Source organism: Proteocatella sp. QWL-06, from assembly GCF_058684135.1.
Genome location: NZ_CM178755.1, coordinates 2,551,252 through 2,569,006 on the forward strand (window position 1 = coordinate 2,551,252; position 17,755 = coordinate 2,569,006).

10 protein-coding genes and 4 rRNA genes are annotated in these 17,755 nt (G+C 45.9%); 11 read left to right on the top strand and 3 right to left on the bottom strand.

What is annotated here, in order from left to right:
• Positions 1-170 precede the first annotated feature (170 nt).
• The 3 genes from AC4PGZ_RS12120 (at position 171) to rrf (AC4PGZ_RS12130) (ending at position 5,195) form a co-directional block, all read left to right on the top strand.
• A 16S ribosomal RNA gene (locus tag AC4PGZ_RS12120) occupies positions 171-1,696 on the top strand.
• Between the two features lie 404 nt (positions 1,697-2,100).
• Positions 2,101-5,004 (top strand): 23S ribosomal RNA (locus tag AC4PGZ_RS12125).
• Positions 5,005-5,078: 74 nt separating this feature from the next.
• Positions 5,079-5,195: ribosomal RNA gene (gene rrf / locus AC4PGZ_RS12130) — 5S ribosomal RNA — on the top strand.
• A gap of 64 nt (positions 5,196-5,259) precedes the next feature.
• Here rrf (AC4PGZ_RS12130) and ade read toward each other — a convergent pair.
• Positions 5,260-6,960 carry an adenine deaminase gene (ade, locus tag AC4PGZ_RS12135; RefSeq protein ID WP_492158868.1) on the bottom strand — a complete coding sequence of 567 codons (1,701 nt, stop codon included), beginning with the start codon at positions 6,958-6,960 and terminating at the stop codon, positions 5,260-5,262.
• Positions 6,961-7,028: 68 nt separating this feature from the next.
• Between ade and rrf (AC4PGZ_RS12140) the strand changes: the two genes are divergently transcribed.
• Positions 7,029-7,145, top strand: a 5S ribosomal RNA gene (gene rrf / locus AC4PGZ_RS12140).
• The 16S, 23S and 5S rRNA genes sit together here, the layout of an rRNA operon.
• Positions 7,146-7,211: 66 nt before the next feature.
• On the opposite strand, the gene AC4PGZ_RS12145 is transcribed toward rrf (AC4PGZ_RS12140), so the two are convergent.
• Together AC4PGZ_RS12145 and AC4PGZ_RS12150 are read right to left on the bottom strand one after the other, a co-directional pair.
• The gene (locus AC4PGZ_RS12145) at positions 7,212-7,757 is read right to left on the bottom strand and encodes a GDYXXLXY domain-containing protein (RefSeq protein ID WP_492158869.1); all 546 of its coding nucleotides are present in this window, start codon (positions 7,755-7,757) and stop codon (positions 7,212-7,214) included.
• Positions 7,747-9,051, bottom strand: a complete 1,305-nt coding sequence (locus tag AC4PGZ_RS12150) for a DUF2157 domain-containing protein (protein ID WP_492158870.1) — start codon at positions 9,049-9,051, stop codon at positions 7,747-7,749. The genes AC4PGZ_RS12145 and AC4PGZ_RS12150 overlap by 11 nt, the downstream gene beginning before the upstream one ends.
• Before the next feature lie 145 nt (positions 9,052-9,196).
• Between AC4PGZ_RS12150 and AC4PGZ_RS12155 the strand changes: the two genes are divergently transcribed.
• From AC4PGZ_RS12155 to AC4PGZ_RS12185, 7 genes are all read left to right on the top strand, one after another.
• A complete protein-coding gene (locus AC4PGZ_RS12155; RefSeq protein ID WP_492158871.1) occupies positions 9,197-9,598 on the top strand; it encodes a DUF2177 family protein in 402 nt (133 codons plus the stop codon).
• A gap of 27 nt (positions 9,599-9,625) precedes the next feature.
• On the top strand, positions 9,626-10,450 hold the full coding sequence (locus AC4PGZ_RS12160; protein ID WP_492158872.1) for a DAK2 domain-containing protein: 825 nt from the start codon (positions 9,626-9,628) through the stop codon (positions 10,448-10,450).
• Positions 10,438-11,319 (top strand): DegV family protein, encoded by an 882-nt coding sequence (locus AC4PGZ_RS12165; protein WP_492158873.1) that lies wholly within the window; start codon positions 10,438-10,440, stop codon positions 11,317-11,319. The genes AC4PGZ_RS12160 and AC4PGZ_RS12165 overlap by 13 nt, the downstream gene beginning before the upstream one ends.
• 15 nt (positions 11,320-11,334) lie before the next feature.
• On the top strand, positions 11,335-12,123 hold the full coding sequence (locus AC4PGZ_RS12170) for a DUF1295 domain-containing protein (protein ID WP_492158874.1): 789 nt from the start codon (positions 11,335-11,337) through the stop codon (positions 12,121-12,123).
• A 149-nt stretch (positions 12,124-12,272) separates the two neighbouring features.
• Complete coding sequence (locus AC4PGZ_RS12175; RefSeq protein ID WP_492158875.1) at positions 12,273-15,236, top strand: acyl-CoA dehydratase activase; 2,964 nt, start codon at positions 12,273-12,275, stop codon at positions 15,234-15,236.
• A 14-nt stretch (positions 15,237-15,250) separates the two neighbouring features.
• Positions 15,251-16,486, top strand: coding sequence for a hypothetical protein (locus AC4PGZ_RS12180; RefSeq protein ID WP_492158876.1), 1,236 nt, complete (start codon positions 15,251-15,253; stop codon positions 16,484-16,486).
• Between the two features lie 50 nt (positions 16,487-16,536).
• Positions 16,537-17,532 carry a LacI family DNA-binding transcriptional regulator gene (locus tag AC4PGZ_RS12185; protein ID WP_492158877.1) on the top strand — a complete coding sequence of 332 codons (996 nt, stop codon included), beginning with the start codon at positions 16,537-16,539 and terminating at the stop codon, positions 17,530-17,532.
• Positions 17,533-17,755 lie beyond the last annotated feature (223 nt).

Below are 17,755 nucleotides of genomic sequence, written 5' to 3' on the forward strand. Positions count from 1 at the left end.
AAAACAAGGCGGTAAACAACATGAACCTTGAAAACTAAACAGCAGAATATACAAACCATTTAGATGAGAGCCTTCGGGTGATCATCAAAAAAAGAAACAAACCGTAATTTCAATTTATTGAGATAACAAAATAGATATGTCGGATGTTTAATCCGGCCAGTCAAACCATTAAATTTAAGAGTTTGATCCTGGCTCAGGATGAACGCTGGCGGCGTGCTTAACACATGCAAGTCGAGCGGAGCTCAAATGCGGATCCCCTTCGGGGGTGAAACATCTGAGCTTAGCGGCGGACGGGTGCGTAACGCGTGGGTAATCTGCCCTTGTCACCGGGATAACACATCGAAAGGTGTGCTAATACCGGATGAAATACAGACCTGGCATCGGGACTGTATCAAAGTCATGCGGACAAGGATGAGCCTGCGTCTGATTAGCTTGTTGGTGGGGTAAAAGCCTACCAAGGCGACGATCAGTAGCCGACCTGAGAGGGTGATCGGCCACACTGGAACTGAGACACGGTCCAGACTCCTACGGGAGGCAGCAGTGGGGAATATTGCACAATGGGCGCAAGCCTGATGCAGCAACGCCGCGTGAGTGATGAAGGCCTTCGGGTCGTAAAACTCTGTCCTAAGGGAAGATAATGACGGTACCTTAGGAGGAAGCCCCGGCTAACTACGTGCCAGCAGCCGCGGTAATACGTAGGGGGCAAGCGTTATCCGGAATTACTGGGCGTAAAGGGTGCGTAGGTGGCCTGACAAGTCAGGGGTCAAAGGCAACGGCTCAACCGTTGTAAGCCCTTGAAACTGTCGGGCTTGAGTTCAGGAGAGGAAAGCGGAATTCCTAGTGTAGCGGTGAAATGCGTAGATATTAGGAGGAACACCAGTGGCGAAGGCGGCTTTCTGGACTGATACTGACACTGAGGCACGAAAGCGTGGGGAGCAAACAGGATTAGATACCCTGGTAGTCCACGCCGTAAACGATGAGTACTAGGTGTCGGCCCTAAGGGTCGGTGCCGCAGTTAACACATTAAGTACTCCGCCTGGGAAGTACGCTCGCAAGAGTGAAACTCAAAGGAATTGACGGGGACCCGCACAAGTAGCGGAGCATGTGGTTTAATTCGAAGCAACGCGAAGAACCTTACCTAAGCTTGACATCCCTCTGAAAGCCCCTTAATCGGGGCCCCTCTTCGGAGCAGAGGTGACAGGTGGTGCATGGTTGTCGTCAGCTCGTGTCGTGAGATGTTGGGTTAAGTCCCGCAACGAGCGCAACCCTTGTCTTTAGTTGCCAGCAGCTTGGCTGGGCACTCTAGAGAGACTGCCGAGGATAACTCGGAGGAAGGTGGGGATGACGTCAAATCATCATGCCCCTTATGCTTAGGGCTACACACGTGCTACAATGGCTGTTACAAAGGGTTGCCAAGCCGCGAGGTGGAGCTAATCCCATAAAGACAGTCTAAGTTCGGATTGCAGGCTGAAACTCGCCTGCATGAAGCTGGAGTTACTAGTAATCGCAGATCAGAATGCTGCGGTGAATGCGTTCCCGGGTCTTGTACACACCGCCCGTCACACCACGGGAGTTGGGGGGGCCCAAAGTCAACTATCCAACCGTAAGGGGGAAGTTGCCTAAGGCAAAACCAATGACTGGGGTGAAGTCGTAACAAGGTAGCCGTATCGGAAGGTGCGGCTGGATCACCTCCTTTCTAGGGAGAAACTATTCTGCTGTTTAGTCTTGAGGGTTCATCATTTTTTTTGATGAAAAACTCAAAAATGTACCTTGAAAACTGCATACCAATTAAAAGAAACACATCTTTTAATTCCAGAATATAAATTACAGATGATACGCAAAGACGAAGAAAGAAATACAAATATACTAATCACCCTAAAAGTTGATAAAGTTATGTAGGTCTGAAATCCGTCGAAGGTAACACAAACTGTAATTTCATCGAGAAAAAAACAAAACAGTTAAAAATATCTATTATTTTTAACAACAATTCTTAAGTTGATTGCAAAATCATCAATAGATTTAAAGACGGCGAAAGCCGAGAGCGGGTGAGAGTCCCATAAAGAGAAACCAAAATTTGCATAGCAAATATTGATTTATATAGGTCAAGTTATTAAGAGCGTAAGGTGGATGCCTTGGCGCCAGGAGCCGATGAAGGACGTGGTAAGCTGCGATAAGCTTCGGGGAGGTGCAAGCAACCTTCGATCCGAAGATTTCCGAATGAGGAAACTCATACAGGGTAATGCCTGTATATCTCTGCATGAATACATAGTGCAGTGAGGGGAACCCGGAGAACTGAAACATCTAAGTACCCGGAGGAAAAGAAAGAAAACTCGATTCCCTAAGTAGCGGCGAGCGAAAGGGGAACAGCCTAAACCTGATCGGTTTTCCGGTCAGGGGTTTTGGACACCATCATGGAATAGAGGTATCATAGTAGAAGAGCTTTGGAAAGAGCCGCCGCAGAGGGTAACAGCCCCGTAAACGAAATGAGAAGACTTCCAGGTGTATCCAGAGTACCACGAGACACGTGAAACCTTGTGGGAAGATAGGGGGACCACCCCCTAAGGCTAAATACTACCTGGCGACCGATAGAGAATAGTACCGTGAGGGAAAGGTGAAAAGAACCCCGGGAGGGGAGTGAAATAGAACCTGAAACCTTATGCTTACAAGCTGTAGGAGCACGTTAATGTGTGACTGCGTACTTTTTGTAGAACGGGCCAACGAGTTGCGGTATTGAGCAAGGTTAAGGACTTCTGGTCCGAAGCCGTAGCGAAAGCGAGTCTTAACAGGGCGAAAGTTCAATGCTGCAGACCCGAAACCAGGCGACCTATCCATGGTCAGGTTGAAGTTTCCTTAATCGGAAATGGAGGACCGAACCCACGCACGTTGAAAAGTGCGGGGATGAACTGTGGATAGCGGTGAAATTCCAATCGAGCCTGGAGATAGCTGGTTCTCTCCGAAATAGCTTTAGGGCTAGCGTCGAGGTTAAGATTGCGGGAGGTAGAGCACTGAATGTCCTAGGGGCCCTTTGGGTTACCGAAGACTATCAAACTCCGAATGCCCGTACATCATACTCGGCAGTCAGACTATGGGTGATAAGGTCCATGGTCAAGAGGGTAACAGCCCAGACCGTCAGCTAAGGTCCCAAAATATATGTTAAGTGGAAAAGGATGTGGGATTGCACAGACAACCAGGATGTTGGCTTAGAAGCAGCCACTCATTTAAAGAGTGCGTAATAGCTCACTGGTCGAGTGGTCCCGCGCCGAAAATTACCGGGGCTCAAACATATTACCGAAGCTACGGATTCTCCGTAAGGAGAGTGGTAGGAGAGCGTCGTATACAGGCTGAAGCTGTACCGTAAGGAGCAGTGGACAGTATACGAGTGAGAATGTTGGCATGAGTAGCGAGATGGGGGTGAGAATCCCCCAGGCCGAAAACCCAAGGTTTCCTGAGGAAGGTTCGTCCTCTCAGGGTTAGTCGGGGCCTAAGCCGAGGCCGAAAGGCGTAGGTGATGGACAACGGGTGTAGATTCCCGTACCACCAAAGATCGTTTGAGCAATGGGGTGACACAGAAGGATAGCAGAAGCGCGCTGTTGGTTATGCGCGTCCAAGCGTCAAGGCAGTACCTGCAGGCAAATCCACAGGTACAATGCCAAGGCGTGACGGGGAGTGAAATTAAGTAACGAAGTCTGCGATTTCACGCTGTCAGGAAAAGCCTCTAGTTAGATCAAGGTGCCCGTACCGCAAACCGACACAGGTGGGTGAGGAGAGAATCCTAAGGCCAGCGAGAGAACTGTTGTTAAGGAACTCGGCAAAATTACCCCGTAACTTCGGGAGAAGGGGTGCCTGAGAAATCAGGCCGCAGAGAATAGGCCCAAGCGACTGTTTACCAAAAACATAGGTCTCTGCAAAACCGCAAGGTGAAGTATAGGGGCTGACGCCTGCCCGGTGCTGGAAGGTTAAGGGGATCTGTCAGAGCAATCGAAGCAGTGAACTTAAGCCCCAGTAAACGGCGGCCGTAACTATAACGGTCCTAAGGTAGCGAAATTCCTTGTCGGGTAAGTTCCGACCCGCACGAAAGGCGTAACGATTTGGGCACTGTCTCAACAACAGACTCGGTGAAATTGTAGTCCCGGTGAAGATGCCGGGTACCTGCGACAGGACGGAAAGACCCCATGGAGCTTTACTGTAGCTTAGCATTGAATTTAGGCAATACATGTACAGGATAGGTGGGAGGCTAAGAAGATGGGACGTCAGTCTCGTTGGAGCCGCCGTTGGGATACCACCCTTGTATTGTTTGAGTTCTAACCACGACGAGTGAATCCTCGTCTGGGACACTGCTTGGCGGGCAGTTTGACTGGGGCGGTCGCCTCCTAAAGAGTAACGGAGGCGCCCAAAGGTTCCCTCAGCACGGTCGGAAATCGTGCGAAGAGTGTAAAGGCAAAAGGGAGCTTGACTGCAAGACATACAGGTCGAGCAGGGACGAAAGTCGGGCTTAGTGATCCGGTGGTACCGAGTGGAAGGGCCATCGCTCAACGGATAAAAGCTACCCTGGGGATAACAGGCTGATCTCCCCCAAGAGTCCACATCGACGGGGAGGTTTGGCACCTCGATGTCGGCTCATCACATCCTGGGGCTGTAGTAGGTCCCAAGGGTTGGGCTGTTCGCCCATTAAAGTGGTACGCGAGCTGGGTTCAGAACGTCGTGAGACAGTTCGGTCCCTATCCGTCGCAGGCGTAGGAAATTTGAGAGGAGCTGACCTTAGTACGAGAGGACCGGGTTGGACGCACCTCTGGTGCACCAGTTGTCACGCCAGTGGCACAGCTGGATAGCTATGTGCGGAATGGATAAGTGCTGAAGGCATCTAAGCACGAAGCCACCCTTAAGATAAGATTTCCCATCCGTAAGGAGTAAGATCCCATGAAGACTACGTGGTTGATAGGCTCAAGGTGGAAGTGCAGTAATGCATGCAGCTTATGAGTACTAATAGATCGAGGACTTGACCAAAATTTACCTGGAAGAAAAAAGAAGCGAAGCTTTAGATTGGCATGCAGTTTTGATGGTACATCCATCCAAATTAATATGGTTGCAATAGAGTAGGAGATACACCTGTTCCCATTCCGAACACAGAAGTTAAGCCCTGCATCGCTGATAATACTTGGAGGGCAGCCTCCTGGGAAAGTAGGACGCAGCCAATTGAAAAAATCACTTGAGAATATCTCAGGTGATTTTTTTTGTGAACAAATATTGCGGATACATAAGCTATATGAATTTCATCTGTCTCACATCAAACATTCCTTTTGGAGTTATCCTTATTTCAGGAATTACAGGAAGACTTATAAATGAGAGCGTAATAAAAGGATCGATGCTTCTGGATACACCCATGGAATGCGCTATTGAGATCATTTCTTTAAGAGTTTCATTTACTTCATCGAATGGGGCCTCGCTCATCAGTCCCATTACAGGAAGGGGAAGCGTTTTTATTACCCTTCCGCAGGATACGATTGTAAATCCGCCCATTTCCTTCTGCAGCTCGAGCACGGCTATGAGCATGTCGCTGTTGTTGTCTCCTATTACGGAAATATTGTGCGAATCGTGAGACACGCTGGATGCGATTGCACCCCCGGATATTCCAAATCCTTTGACAACGCCCATTCCTATGAGTCCGGTATTTTTGTGTCTTTCAATGATTGCAATCTTGTTGAAAATAGGATCAGGAATGAAAAATCCATTTCTCTTTGGCAGATATTCATCGCTCCTGAGCGTGGTTATCTGATTGTCCATAAGGTTTATAACGGCCTTCTTTGAATCATCCATTGGCATGGAAAAGCTGCTCTTGAATATATTTGAGATATCCACTGTATTCTTGAGAGGATGGTTGCTGCTCAGGCTCGGACTGCTCCATTCGAAATCCTTTATGTTTTTGCCGAGGTGATAGACATCTGATATTACAAATTCTTCAAAGTTGTTGAATATGACGAGGTCTGCCTGATATCCCGGGGCTATTGCCCCAAGGTGCCTTAGTCCGTAACACCGTGCGGTGTTTATAGTGGCCATCTTAATAGCGGCTACGGGCTCTATTCCAAGCTGGATGGCTCTTTTTACGGAGTAGCTTATGTGGCCCTCGTTCTTTATCTCTTCGATGTGCTTGTCATCTGTGCAGAATGAGAAGTTGTCAGTCGGGATCCTGTTTTCGACTATGCCGTTTACTATGGCGTCCAGATTTTTTGCAGCACTGCCTTCCCTTATATGGACATGCATGCCTCTGCTGACCTCCTTGAGCGCATATTCAAAGGTTGTGGCTTCGTGATCGGTAGCCACCCCAGATATCATATAGGCATCAAGGTCGCTGTCAGAAAGATCCGGAGCATGGCCGTCTATTACCATGTCGCTGAACATGCAGATCTTCTTCATCATGTTTTTGCTGCCACTTATTACGGAGGGGTAGTCCATGACCTCTCCCAGCCCCAGAATTCTGGGATTATCAACATATTTTTTCATGTCTTCCGGACCGAATATGCATCCGTTGTTTTCAAATTCAAGAGATGGAACACAGGAGGGAAGCATTACGAACACATTCGCAGGAACATTTTCAGTCTGTGAGAGAATATAGTCTATGCCATCGCTGCCTTTTACGTTTGCAGCCTCATGAGGATCCTCTATGAATGAAGTAGTCCCCCATGAAATCACGTTTCGTATGAGCTCTGCGGGAGTCACAAGCGTAGACTCCATGTGAAGATGCGCGTCAAAGAATCCTGGAGATACATATTTTCCCTCAAGATCTATTTCTTTAGTTCCTTCAAAGCTTCCTGTGCCTGTGATCATGCCATCACATATGGCTATGTCGCACGTCTCTATCTTATCAGTGAACACATTGATTACCCGTCCGTTCTTGAGCACGAGGTCCGGCTTTTTCCTGCCGGCTGCGACCGAAGTCATCTTTCTGTATCTGTTTACATTCATATTATGCTCCTTATTTATGTGAAAAGGTATTGAAATATCCTGGGACATATGATATACTAAGAAAGTAATATGGTTACAATAGAGTAGGAGATACACCTGTTCCCATTCCGAACACAGAAGTTAAGCCCTGCATCGCTGATAATACTTGGAGGGCAGCCTCCCGGGAAAGTAGGACGTAGCCAATTCGAAACACCTGAGCATTTATGCCGGGTGTTTTTTTGTGCCCGGATTTCCCGGTGGGCATGATCATATTATCCGACCGCCGCTGCGAGTTCCTCGATGGATCTGCCGTCTACATACATTCCGGAAACAACACCAGTGCCATTCCAGATACGAACCGTAACATATGCGCTCTCAAAATTCTGGTTGAGGATGGTCTCGGCATTAAGCGATATATCCTCGGAAAGAAAATAGCTGTCAAACGGTGACGTATAGAAATATGAGCCATCATAGTAGTTTCTCATGAAGGTCTTGAGATAAGGCACACCCTCCGGCTTTTCAAGAAAAGCCTCATCAAGTACATAAAAGCCCTCGCTGTCCTCTACAAGAGTCACATAGCAGACCCTGCTCTGCGCATAGCCGATATCCTCAGAAGTACGTACTTTCGAGGTATCTATCGTGAACATTATATATTTTCCGCGCACAGGATCGTAGGGATCATATCCCTGTATCTTTATATTATAAGGATCTCCGAGTCTCAGAGCCATTTCAGACTTGAGCCCTGTAAATATTATGGCAATAAGGGCCACAGCGCTGAAGGCCGCCATGAGAGCAAGTTTCTTTTTCTTATCTGTCATTTCCTGCACCTCTCTTCTTCTTTCTGCTGAAAACATAATTAAATATCAGAAAAGCTGCGCCAAGGCATATGAAAAGTATTCCTCTTGCAAGGAAGCTGATGTCGATATCAAAGAACCATTTTGATATTATAGCCAGTATCAGTATAAGTCCCATGTTTGCACGTGTTATGCTGGCATCGCTTCTGAGCAGAAGCCTTGAGCCGTTTACGAATATACTTACGGCGACAGCGAAGAAGGCCAGATTGAATGACCATACAACCGCGTTCTCTATATTAATGGAGTAAGCCATGGTGCTGTATATTATGCTTACAAATGGAATCACAAGAAAAGCTGCATATCTTATGAACTCTGCGTTGCCGATCCGGAGGTTCATGTAGAAAATCGCCGCACATGAAGCTACAAGAAAGAGAAGCACAAGCATAGACTGTGTATCATAGCTGTACGCAAAGTTGTATCTCCATCTGAAATTGAAGGTCAGTATGAAGAAAGCGGCAAAAATGAGGAGCAGCGAAAGCGCATAAGGAAATGAGAAGCGCTCAGATCTCAGTATGAATATTCCCGCGATAATGAGACCGTAAACAAGAAGTCCCTCAGGAAAATATGAACTCTGATTAGTAGATGATATCATGCATGCAAAGCCGTATATCACAGCGAAGGTGTTTATCCATGAGCCTTCAAACTTTCTCTTTTCCCTGTCCAGCAGAGAGCTGTATGGTATTATGAGAAGAATCATCGCAATAGCCTTGGCAAGAGACACGTACATATACTCTACAGGAGATGCGATAACGAATATTGCGCTCAGGAATATATAGATTATGGCAGCAATAGATGAATCCAGAAGATATACAAAGGGCAGAGATATGAGTGCGGAAACAAGGAATATGCTCTGAGCCGGCTGTACGCTGTGATAGGTTTGTCCTATCAGCCCAAGTCCGGCAATTACAGAGATCGGTATGAAGACTCCGACAGCCTCGTGTGTCCATTTTGGCCTGTCCTTTATGACGATGATGAATGCGGCAGTCATTCCGGCAATAAATGGCATCACTGAAATAACGAGTCTCAGAGGTCTTGAAAACTCAGACCAGTTCCTCGCGAGCAGGAGTATTATCCCGAGTCCTACGAGCGCACTTCCTATTACAGCAAGCACTACAGGGAGTATCTCTGTTTTTTCTGAAGGCATATCTCCGTAAAAGCCTTCTATCGCAAGCTTCTGATCAGATGATATGAGGTTTTTGTCCACCCAGGCATCCATCTGAGATTCCAGCCATTTCAGATATTTGTTCGAAACGTCCATAAAATACCCTCCTTTCATTTTGTTTGGGTAGTATATATATAACCATTAATTCAAAATAAAATAGAAATCCCGAGACTTTTTTTTTACTTACATGGGTAAATATATAACAGAAGCATATCTGGTTTTAAGGATTAAGGAGGGCAACATGGCTGCATGGATGAAGATGTATCTTATATCGACAGGTATATTCCTGTGTATAGATGCAATATGGCTTGGATTCATAGCAAGGGGCATCTATGCGAAATACCTGGGATATATAATGGCAAAGAATATAGTATGGTGGGCGGCAGGAGTGTTTTACCTGATTTTTATGGCGGGGCTTCTGTTTTTCGTTATAGAGCCATCTGTAAGAACACAGAGCATAAGATATGCTCTGGCAGCGGGGGCATTTTTTGGATTTGTCGCATATGCGACCTATGATCTCACAAATCTTGCTACGATAGAGGGCTGGCCGCTTTTCGTTACGGTCATAGACCTTATCTGGGGAGCTTTTGTGGCATCATCTACTTCAGTGCTGAGCTATATGCTGATAAACAGGTTCATGTAAAATATATTATTCAACGGGGAGGATATTATGGGAACTGAATTCATGAATGGGACGGATTTTTACAGGCTCTTTGCATCGGGAGCGGAGCTTGTCATAAGGAACAAGGAAAAGCTCAACAGGATAAATGTATTTCCTGTGGCTGACGGAGATACAGGAAGCAATCTGGAGGCTACCATGAGGAGCGCCATAGAGTTTGCCAGCGTAGGTCCTTCATTTGCACAGACCGCGCTTTCCATGGCAGAGGCGATAGTGTCAGGAGCCAGGGGAAACTCAGGAATAATATTCGCGCAGTATGTCATGGGGCTGGCTGAGGAGTCGGGAGACATGGACAGGCTTCATGTAAGCGACTTCATAAACATAAACGCATCATCGGCAAGAAAGCTCTACAGCGCGGTTTCAAGGCCGGTAGAGGGCACCATGCTGACGGTCATAAGGTCATGGAGCGAATACCTCGAGAAAAACAGAGAAGAAATCAGGACATTTGAGGACCTTTATGAAAAGTCTATAGATACTGCATATTCAGCTCTCAAGGCTACCACAGGGCAGCTCGAGGTCCTTAAAAAACACAATCTCGTAGATTCAGGCGGCAGCGGCTTCGTATACTTCCTTGAGGGGATAAAGAATGCGCTCCACAGCATAAGCCAGGACGAATCCGGAAATAATAATGAAAATCATGAATCGGTTCAGATGGAAAGCCTTATGAAGAATCTTCCTGCAGATTTCGACCAGCATGAAGAAAGCAGCATATACAGATACTGCTGCGAATGCCTCATCACAGGGACGATCTCCCAAAGCCAGGATATAAGAGAAGCGCTTGAAAAGCATGGAGACAGCGTGATATGCATCTCATAAACAGGATTGAAGAGAAAAATAAAAGTATTGCTCTGGTTACAGATTCGATAGCAGATATACCAGATGAAATAATAGACAAATATGACATACATGTAATCCCGCTAAGCATACAGTCCGCAGAATCGACATATATAGACAGAATTGGAATATCAAGGCAGAAGATATATGAGGAGATGAGAAAGAAGGAGAGCTACCCTACAAGCAGCATGCCAAATGACATTCAGGTGATGGAAAAGCTTGAGCTGCTCAGCAGGCATTACGGATACATAATAGCAGTAACCGTATCCTCAAGGCTAAGTGGAGTATATGATGCATTCCAGAAATCTGCGGTAAAGCTCAGGGAAAAGGGATTTCAGATAAAGGTGGTAGACAGCAGGCTCAACTCTGCGGCTCAGGGACTTCTGGTCATGAGGATCGCGCAGCTGATCAAAGAAGGACGGGATTTTGACTCAGTGGTTGACGCTGCAAGATCCATATCTGAGAAAACCGAGATATATGTGGCACTCAGTACCCTCAAAAATGTAAGCAGGAGCGGAAGAGTTCCAAAAAAGACAGCTTCAATCGGAGCGGCTCTTGGGCTGAAGGCCATGATATCCCTTGACAGTGAGGGAAATGGAACCGTACCCTTCGTATCGCTCAGCAGATTATCTCTTCTTGACAAGATGTACCATCTGATCCGCGAAAAAGCAAGAGAAGGAGAGATAAGGGACTACGCAGTTTCATATTCAGGAGATTACAGAAAGGCATCAGATTTTGTAGAGAAGCTGGAACAGATAACAGGAAAGCCGCCTGCGTATGTATGTGAGATATCATCGGTTACGGCGCTTCATGTAGGCGAAGGCGCAGTTGCAGTTTCAATAACCGGATAGAAGGGAGAGATCCTTATGAGGATTTATATTATCGTACAGGCTGTAATGCTTGTCATGCTTTATTTCTTTATATTTTTCATTGCCGGTACGATCAAAAAGAACAATTCCATCGTAGACATAGGCTGGGGGCTGGGGTTTGTTATAACCGCCTGGTTCACGCTCTTTATCAGCAGGAGCTTTTTTGTATCCAATATAATAATAACTCTCGCAGTCACGATATGGGGCATGAGGCTGTTTATCCATATCATGAGGAGGAATCTCGGAAAAGGAGAGGACTTCAGATATGCTGCATGGAGAAAGGAGTGGGGCAAATGGGTAATCCCGAGAGCCTTCCTTCAGGTATATATGCTTCAGGGACTTTTCATGCTCACGGTAGCAAGTCCATTCATACTCCTGAACAGCATGGAGTCATCTGAGTTTACATGGATAACGGCTCTGGGAGCTGTGATATGGATGATCGGATTCTTCTTTGAAAGCGTGGGGGACTATCAGCTGGAGCAGTTCAAGAAAAATCCCGCAAACAAGGGGACCATACTGAGGACAGGGCTGTGGAAATATTCACGCCATCCAAACTACTTTGGAGAATCCACCATGTGGTGGGGGATCGGACTTGCGGCATTTGGGTCAGGAGCGGGCGCGGCAGCTTTTATAAGCCCTTTTGTAATAACGTTCCTTCTGCTTTTCGTATCAGGCGTGCCTATGCTTGAAAAGAGCTTTGAAAAAAGGCCCGGATATCAGTCATACAAGGAGGTAACATCAGTTTTCATACCGCTTCCGCCCAAAAAGCGCAAGTACGAAATATGAGGATTTCACAAACTGATTTTCATTCAAAAAATATTACTTTAATTAAAATTTATTTGTAGTATAATATGGTATGAATAACAAATAATCAGCAGATACATGCAGCTTGCATGTATCTTTGACGGCTAAGAGAAAAGCAGATAGGAAGCATCATGGAGATTTTATTAGGCATAGACATAGGATCTACAACGGTTAAAGTAGTACTTCTCAGAGGTACGGAAATTATCTACAGAAAATACGACAGGCATTATTCAAAAGTAAGAGAAAAGACAGCTGAAATGCTCCTCGAGATGGGAAAGTTCGAGGAGCTTTCAGATATACTGAAACAGGGAGGGATAAAGGTTTCGGTAACAGGCTCGGCTGGACTTGGACTTGCAAAGGCAAGCGGGCTTGATTTTGTACAGGAAGTATTTGCGACAAGGCAGGCAGTAGGAGTACTGGTCCCCGCAGCTGACGTGGTAATAGAGCTTGGAGGCGAAGATGCCAAGATAATATTCCTCACAGGGCTTATGGAGGAGAGGATGAACGGTACCTGTGCAGGCGGCACGGGCGCTTTCATAGACCAGATGTCAGTTCTGCTCAACGTTACGGGAGAGGAGCTTGACATTCTCTCGGAGAACTCGGAGAGGATATACTCGATTGCTTCCAGGTGTGGAGTATTCGCAAAGACGGATATTCAGACCATACTCAACCAGGGAGCAAGAAAAGAAGATATAGCCATGAGCATATTTCAGGCAGTTGTGGATCAGACACTGTCAGGACTTGCGCAGGGAAGAGATATAGAAGGAGACGTGCTTTTCCTTGGAGGCCCGCTTCATTTTTACAAAGGGCTTCAGAAAAGATTCATAGATACGCTGGGTCTCAGCCCGGAGCACGCCCATTTCCCGGAAGTCGGACCATATGCCATAGCGGCAGGAGCGGCCTATCACAGCAGGAAAAACAGAGAGGCATACAGCTTCGATGAGATAATAGACAGGACCTGCAGAACAAGAGAAATAGCAGCAAACACTAAGTATCTCTCTCAGCTGTTCAAGGATATGGAGGAATATCGTGAATTCGTAGAGAGACATTCGAAAAACACTCTGGAGACAGCAGAGGCCATATTCTATAAGGGAAAGGCGTATCTGGGAATAGACTGCGGAAGCACTACCACGAAAATAGTGCTGATAAGCGAGGATAACAGGATACTGTATCAGTATTACAGCTCAAACAAGGGAAATCCCGTACAGATAGTGAGACATCAGCTTGAAGAGATATACGATCTGTGCGAGGACAGGATAACTATAGAAAGCTCCGGAGTTACCGGATATGGAGAAGATCTCATCAAAAATGCGTTTGGTATAAATCATGGGACCGTAGAAACGGTAGCCCATTACATGGCAGCAAGGCACTTCTGCCCTGAGGTCGACTTCATAATAGACATCGGCGGTCAGGACATGAAATGCTTCAAGATAAAAAACGGGCGCGTAGACAATATAATGCTCAACGAAGCCTGTTCATCAGGATGCGGCTCTTTCGTAGAGACCTTTGCAAAATCCATGGGACATACGGTAGAGGATTTCTGCAGCATGGGAGTCGTATCAAAACAGCCGATAGACCTCGGCTCAAGGTGCACGGTATTCATGAATTCATCAGTAAAGCAGGCTCAGAAGGAAGGTGCATCCATGGAGGATATATCGGCAGGACTCTCCATGAGCGTAGTAAAGAATGCCCTTTACAAGGTAATAAGGATAAACAGCGCAGATGAGCTCGGAGAAAACATCGTAGTGCAGGGAGGCACATTCCTGAATGATGCCATCCTGAGGAGCTTTGAAAAGGAGATAGGAAGAAATGTCATAAGGCCTTCCATATCGGGGCTTATGGGGGCATTTGGAGTAGCCCTGTATGCCAGAGAGAGGTCAGCATCAAATAAGGCCGAAAAGATGATAAGCAGAAGTGAGCTGATGACCTTCAGCCACACAGTAAAGCACGCGAAGTGCGGACTCTGCACGAACAACTGCAATCTCAACATAAATACTTTTGAAAACGGAGGAAAGTATATATCCGGAAACCGCTGCGAAAAACCGCTTGGAAGGGTAGCGGGCAGAGAAATACCGGATATGTATCAGTTCAAGCTCGACAAGCTGAGAGCCCTTAAAAAAAGCGCGGAAGAAAAAAATCAGTCGCTTAGAGAAGACTCCCCAAGAATAGGGATACCACTCGTGCTGAACATGGTAGAGCAGTTGCCTCTTTGGAATGAATTTTTCAGCTCGCTGGGATTCAAAGTGATCATCTCAGACATATCAAACCGCGAGATCTACAGAAAAGGCCAGAATTCAATACCTTCAGATACAGTATGCTATCCGGCGAAGCTTGTTCACGGACATATTGAAACCCTTATTGAAAAAGGCTGTGATGCGATTTTTTATCCATGCATGACCTACAATGTGGATGAAAAAAAAGGAGACAACTGCTATAACTGCCCTGTAGTTGCATATTATCCGGAGCTGATAGAGGCCAACCAGAAGAACCTCAGGAATACGAGGCTTATAAAGCCGTATCTGGAGCTTAACAGCAGGATAAAGCTGAAGACCCAGCTTCTCAGGGAGCTGAAGGAGTTCAGGGGAGTCAGCAGAATGAGGATATCCAGAGCCATGGAGTCCGCATTCAGGGCTCAGAAGAAATACGAAGACGAAGTATATGAGGAGGGCCTCAGATATATTGAATATGCTGACAAAAACGGGCTTACGATAGCGGTTCTATCCGGAAGGCCATATCACATAGATCCTGAGATAAACCACGGTATAAACCAGCTCATAGCATCCTGCAACATGACAGTGATAACCGAGGACGTGGCAGCCAGGCTGGCAGAGGTGCCACAGGTAAATGTGCTCAATCAGTGGACCTATCATTCAAGGATGTATGCAAGCGCAGAGTATGTAAAAAACAAGCAGAACGCACAGCTAATTCAGCTGGTTTCATTCGGATGCGGCATAGATTCAATAACCTCCGATGAGATAAGATCCATAGTTGAGGAAAGCGGAAAAATATATACACAGCTCAAGATAGATGAGATTAACAATCTGGGCGCTGCCAGGATAAGGATAAGAAGCCTTAAGGCAGCAATTGACAGATAGAGGGAGTAACGGACATGAAGCTTGAAAAGGTTGAATTTACCCAGGAAATGAAAAAAGACTATACTATACTGGTTCCAAACATGCTTCCCATACACTTCAAGCTGATAATATCGATACTGAAGAATTATGGATACAACATGGAGCTGCTCGAGACCAGCGGTCCCTCGATAGCACAGACAGGGCTCAGGCACGTACACAACGACACCTGTTATCCGGCAATACTCGTAATAGGTCAGCTCATAGATGCGATAGAAAACGGAGGATATGACAAAGACAGGATTGCCCTTATGATAAGCCAGACAGGCGGAGGCTGCAGAGCCTCAAATTATATCCATCTTCTCAGGAAGGCGCTGAACAAGGCAGGCTATGGCCACATACCGGTAATTTCGCTCAACTTTTCAGGGACGGAGAAATCCTCAGGATTTCATCTTTCACTGAAAGTAATACAGCAGCTAGCATACGGAGTGCTTCTCGGGGACCTCATAATGGCCCTTTATAATCAGAGCATACCATATGAAGTAAACAAAGGGAGCTGTGACAGCCAGGTAGACGAGATAGTGGCAAAGATATCGGATCACTTTCGCGGAAGGACGGTAATAAGGTACAGCGAAATAAGAGCGATCGCAGAGGACATAGTAAAAAGATTCAGCTCCATAGAGAGACAGGGGCCGCAGAAAAAGAGAGTAGGCATAGTCGGAGAGATATATGTGAAATTCTCACCTCTTGGAAACAACGAACTTGAGAAATTCCTTCTCAGCGAAGATGCAGAACCTGTTGTTCCGGGACTTATGGATTTCTGCCTCTATGTAGTGTATAATAGTATAGTGGACTACAGACTCTATGGGCGCAAAGCTCTGGGAGCATTCAATTCAAGGATAATATACAGATATATACTCTCAAAGCAGAAGGACATCAGAGAAATCATCAGGAAAAACAGCAGCTTTTCAGCTCTGCACAATTTCGAAGAAGGCCGAAAGCTCGTTACCAGGGTAATAAGCCTCGGAGTAAAGATGGGAGAAGGCTGGCTCCTTCCTGCAGAGATAATAGGAATGGTGGCGCACGGCGTCAACAACGTCATATGCACACAGCCGTTTGGATGCCTTCCAAACCATATTGCAGGCAAGGGAATGATAAGAAAGATAAGAGAGATATATCCAAAAGCAAACATAGTATCGGTCGACTATGATCCGAGCGCGTCCAGGGTAAATCAGGAAAACCGGATTAAACTTATGCTTTCAGATGCTGAATAAACAGCTGTCAATGGCAGGCTGCTATTTTATTGAAAGAAGGAAGGGGTAACGTGACAATAAAGGAAATTGCGGATTTAGCGGGGGTATCGATTGCAACCGTGTCCCTGGCCCTCAATAACAAGGGGAATGTGAAGAAAGAGACCAGGGAGCACATACTCGAGATTGCGAGAAAAAGCGGATATATAAAAAGAAAGCAGGAAGGGAAAAAGAACATCCTGCTGATAAAATACGTAAGCAGCGGGATATCCATAGAAAAAAACGGTGACTTTATAGCGAAGATAATAGACGCCATAGAAGTCACTGCAAGCGATCATGAATACAACATAAACATCAAGAATATACAGGCAAGGGACTGGCATGAGAGCATATACCAGATAGATAAGGATGAGTTCTCAGGAGTCATATTCCTTTCAACCGAAGCGGATGAAAAGCTTGGAGAGCAGATAAAGAGCCTCAGCATACCGGTGGTTGCAGTAGACAATGTATTCGGGACAGTAGACCTCAACGCAGTGAGCATAGACAATGCGGGGGGGATATATGATGCAGTGAAATATGTTAAAGACAAAGGACATACAGACATCGGCTATATACACAGCAGCGTCAAATTCACAAATATAATGAACCGTAAAGAAGGATATCGAAGAGCGCTTTCTGCACTCGGACTCAAATATGATCCTGCAAACACCATAGAAGTAATGCCAACCCTTGACGGAGCCTACGAAGACATGGTAAAGCTCCTGCACAAAGGCATAAAGCTGCCTTCTGTCTATATAGCAGGAAACGATACCCTTGCTATAGGCGTCATAAAGGCACTCAGGGAAAATGGATACAGCGTGCCTGAGGACATATCCGTAATAGGTTTTGACGACATACCTTTCTGCACGATGATGGACAGCCCTCTCACTACAATGTGCGTAAATAAGAAAAGCCTTGGCGAAAGAGCTGTGAGGCTTCTTGTCGAAAGCATAGAGGGGATAAACGAAGATACAGTGAAGATTCTCATAAGACCAAAGCTCATAGAAAGAAACAGCATTAAACAAATGTAAAATATTTAGTAAAAATTTTAATAAAACTTTAATAGATACCAGGTCGGTCACGCAGCAACGTGAAGGCCTGGTTTTTTCTTTTCGTTTATTAAACTTTAGTTAAACTTAATCTGAAATTCACCAAAAAATACTGAGTTTTGTATACAAATATGACAAATATACAAGATAAAAGACTCATAAAAGCGCTTATTCAGGTTAATATAGTAACACATATATTAATTTT